This is a genomic window from Streptomyces sp. NPDC054847, assembly GCF_053610925.1.
Genome location: NZ_JBSGZJ010000177.1, coordinates 9,211 through 13,451, shown reverse-complemented (window position 1 = coordinate 13,451; position 4,241 = coordinate 9,211). Strand labels below are relative to the sequence as shown.

The window sequence follows — 4,241 nt, the reverse complement described above, 5'->3', positions numbered from 1 at the left end:
GAAAGGCGGGGGCCTTTTTCGTGTGCCGATTCGCTGACGCGGCCGGCTGCCATGAGCAGCCGTCAGCTGTTGTGCGGCTCCGGGACGCGCATCGCGAGGATGGCCATGTCGTCCGACGCCGGCTCCGCCGCGAAGCGCTCCACTGCCCTCAACACCCGGGCCGCCACCGCACCGGCGGTGAGTCCCGTACAGGTCGTCAGAACGTCGCTCAGGCCGTCGTCACCCAGCATGCGCGTGCCCTCGCGGCGTTCGGTGACGCCGTCGGTCACGCACAGCAGGACGTCACCCGGATCGAGCGTCACCATCTGCTCGTACAGCTCCAGGTCCTCCATCACACCGAGCAGCGGCTGCGGTTCGGCCGCCGGCTCCACGGTGCCGTCCTGGCGCAGCCGCAGCGGCAGCGGGTGGCCGGCGCACACGACCTTGAGGATCGCGCTGCCGTCCTCCTGCGGCCACAACTCGCCGTAGAGGAGCGTCAGGAACCGGCTGCGGGCCCCCTCGTCGAGAATGGCCGCGTTCAGCCGCTCCAGGACCGCGGGGCCTCCGAAGCCCTCCCTGGCCAGCAGGCGCAGCGCGTGGCGGGCCAGGCCCGTCACGGCCGCGGCCTCGGGGCCCGTGCCGCAGACATCGCCGATGGCGAAGCCGTACGCGCCGTCCCGGATGGGGAACAGGTCGTAGAAGTCGCCGCCGACCTCGTTGCCCTCACCCGCCGCGCGGTAGATGACCTCGACCTCCACGCCCTCGATCAGCGGCAGTTCCGGCGGCAGCAGGCTGCGCTGCAGGGACTGGCTGATCGCGACGCGTTCCGAATAGAGCCGCGAGTTGTCGAGCGCCAGGGCCGCTCGCCGGGAAAGGTCCTCGGCCAGTTCCAGGATCTCCTGGCGGAAGTGGTCGTCGGAGGGCTTGCCGAGGGTCAGCATGCCGATCACGCGGTTGCGGGCCACGAGCGGCAGTACGACGGTCTCGCCGCCGACAGCCGCCGCTGTGGCCAGCGTTGTGCCGATCCCGGAGGAGACGGGCGGAGTCGAGCCGAGGCCCAGTTCACGCTTGGAAGCGAGCAGGGCGGCGCGCTGTGCGGCCTCCGCGGGTGCGTTCCATACGCGGGCGCCGGGCGTCGGGACGGGGTCCGGAGGGTCGATCTTCGACAGGAGGGCCTTGAGGCCGTCGATGCGCTCCTCGTCCTCGTGCAGCACATAGCTGAGGTACGGCTCGGACGACTGGTCGGCGATCGTGTAGACCGCGCACCAGGTGGCGAGCGTGGGAACCGTCATCTGTGCCATCAGGGCGAGCGTCTGGTCCCGGTCGAGGGTGCCGGCCAGCAGGTCGGAGGCCTCGACGAGGAAGGACAGGGAGCCGCGGCGCAGCCGTTCCAGTTCGCCGAGGCGGGCCGACTCGACGGCCAGCGCGATCCGGTCGGCGGCGAACTGGAGCCGCAGGGCCTCCTCGTTGGAGTAGCGGCCCGCGGATTCGGCGGCCACGCCGAGGGAGCCGGTGAGCCGGCCCTCCACCTTCAGCGGCACTGTGACCACCGAGCGCATGCCCGTGGAGTTGAGGAGCGGGACGGCGCCGGGGACGGCCGTGAGGTCCTCGTGGACCGCCGGCATGCGGGCGGAGCCGTACCGTCCGGCGCCTGCTTCCACCGGGACGCGTGCGAAGCGCTGACGGGCGGAGGGAAGGCCCGTCGTGGCCCGTACCTCCAGCTCCGTCTCGTCGTCGGTGGCGAGGAGCAGGAACGCGGCGTCGCCGTCGAGCATGTCCCTGGCCCGCTCGACGGTGCGCTGGAGCAGTCCGTCGAGGTCGTCGGGGGCGGGTGAGCCGATGAAGACCTCGAACGGGTCCGTGCTGCGGTGCTCCGGGCCGCTGTCGGGGGTCCGCTGAGGGGTCTGCAGTACGGCACGCTCGTCGTCGCGTACCAGGAGGCAGACCGTGGACGGCTCGCCGTCCGCGTCCCGTACGCGCAGGTGGGAGGCGTAAACCGGGAGTACACGGCCGTCGAGGCCGCGGATTCCGTAGCTGCCCTCCCAGCGGGACATCTGAAGGGCCTCTGCGATGCCTGTGCCGATGCCCGGTGTCTGCGGCCAGGCCGCCAGGTCGGTGAGCGGCTTGCCGACGACCTGGTCCGCCGCGTAACCGAACAGACGCTCAGCGTCCTCGTTCCATGCGGAGATCGTGCCGGTGCGGTCGATCTGGGTGACGGCGACCCGTACCCGTTCCTCGGCCACCGGAAGCATCGCGGTGGGCAGTACCGGACCGGCTGACCTGGTGCCCACGGGCCGCTGCGGCAGATCCAGTTGGAACCACACCGTCTTGTGGGTGGGGGTGTATTCGACGCCCCACCGCGAGGCGAGCGCCGCGCACAGCAGCAGCCCGCGGCCGTTCTCGCTGTCGAGGTTCGCGATGGCGCGGCCGGCGCCCTGTATCGGGACCTCGCGCTCGGGGTAGCGGTCGGCGACCTCGACGCGGACGCCGTCCTCGGAGCGCAGGCACAGTACGTCCGCGGAGGTTCCCGCGTGGATGACGGCGTTGGTGACGAGCTCGCTGGTGAGCACCACCGCGTCGTCCACCACGTCGGAATATCCCCACCCCTGGAGGGTGTCGCGGACGAAGGCACGGGCGGTCGCGACGGACCGCCCGACAGGGTCGAAGCTGGCAGCCGCCCGCGCGGTGATCACAGAACTCCTCGTACGCGTCTCGACGCCCGGCTCTGCCATGATCGGCCTACCCCTCCCGGTGCCCGGTGGTAGCGAGCACCACACCGCCCCCGCCGGGCGGACCGGGGCGGTTGGACAGCCGGATGCCAGGTTACTTACCTTCGCTGTCCGAGCGGATGCCGGTTGCCGCTGTTTCCGCCCTCCGGGGGTGGGGACGCTATGCGAAGCTGCCGAACTGTTATCGCCTGGTTCCGGCATGGTGAAACACTGGGCAGGCTTCCTGAGACTGCCCAGGCAGTGACGGTCAACCCCTGCGGGAGGGACACGGTGGAGTCTGGCGTGACGGCGCGGGCAAAGGATACGCGCGCGAAAGGCGGACGGTCCCGGAGCAATGGGACAACCGAAGTCGATACGGCGGCCCTGAACAGGCTGCTGGCGGCGCTTGTGACGATGCGCGACGGCAATTTCCGCCGCCGTCTGACGGTGTCCGGCGACGGTGTGATGGCCGAGATCGCGGCTGTCTTCAACGAGGTCGCCGACCGGAATCTCCACCTCACGGGTGAGATCGCAAGAGTCCGCAGGATGGTCGGCCGTGAGGGAAAGCTCACGGAGCGGCTGGAGACGGGTGCCTGCGAGGGTTCCTGGGCGGCGGCTGTCGACGCCGCGAACGAGCTGGTGGACGACCTGGCACGGCCCGTCTCCGAGGTCGGGCGTGTGCTCTCCGCGGTCGCCGACGGTGATCTCGAGCAGCGGATGGAGCTGCGCTCGCCCGCCGCGGACGGTCAGGACGGGGCGGCGGCGGTGCGCCCGCTGCGCGGCGAGTTCCTGAAGGTCGCGCGTACGGTCAACAGCCTGGTCGACCAGCTGTCGGCGTTCACCGACGAGGTGACCCGGGTCGCTCTCGAGGTGGGCACCGAGGGCAAGCTCGGCGGCCAGGCCCAGGTGCGCGGTATGTCCGGTTCGTGGAAGGACCTCACGGATTCGGTCAACACCATGGCGTACCGGCTGACGGCACAGGTACGTGACATCGCTCTCGTCACGACGGCCGTCGCGAAGGGTGATCTGTCCCGCAAGGTCACGGTTCACGTGGCGGGCGAGATGCTTCAGCTGAAGGACACCGTCAACACGATGGTCGACCAGCTGTCGTCCTTCTCCTCCGAGGTGACCCGGGTGGCCCGGGAAGTGGGCACCGAGGGCGAGTTGGGCGGTCAGGCGACCGTTCCCGGTGTGGCCGGCGTGTGGAAGGACCTCACCGATTCGGTGAACACGATGGCCGGAAACCTCACCTCTCAGGTGCGCGGCATCGCCGAGGTGACGACGGCCGTCGCGAACGGTGACCTGTCGCAGAAGGTCACGGTCAACGCGCGGGGCGAGGTTGCCCAGCTCGCCGAGACCATCAACCAGATGACCGAGACGCTGCGGACGTTCGCGGACGAGGTCACGCGCGTCGCCAGCGAGGTCGGCGCGGAAGGTCTGCTCGGCGGTCAGGCGCAGGTGCCGGGTGCGGCGGGTACGTGGAAGGACCTCACCGATTCGGTGAACACCGTCTTCCGGAACCTGACCACACAGGTGCGTGACATCGCGCAGGTG

2 protein-coding genes are annotated in these 4,241 nt (G+C 70.4%); one reads left to right on the top strand and one right to left on the bottom strand.

What is annotated here, in order from left to right; translation table 11 throughout:
* Window positions 1–62: 62 nt before the first annotated feature.
* Window positions 63–2,711: a SpoIIE family protein phosphatase gene (locus tag ACWGH4_RS19000; protein ID WP_453462051.1), complete on the bottom strand. Its 2,649-nt coding sequence runs from the start codon at window positions 2,709–2,711 to the stop codon at window positions 63–65.
* Between the two features lie 267 nt (window positions 2,712–2,978).
* On the opposite strand from ACWGH4_RS19000, the gene ACWGH4_RS18995 reads away from it, so the two are divergent.
* A partial coding sequence (locus tag ACWGH4_RS18995) for a HAMP domain-containing protein (protein WP_397939338.1) occupies window positions 2,979–4,241 on the top strand: 1,263 nt, incomplete at its 3' end.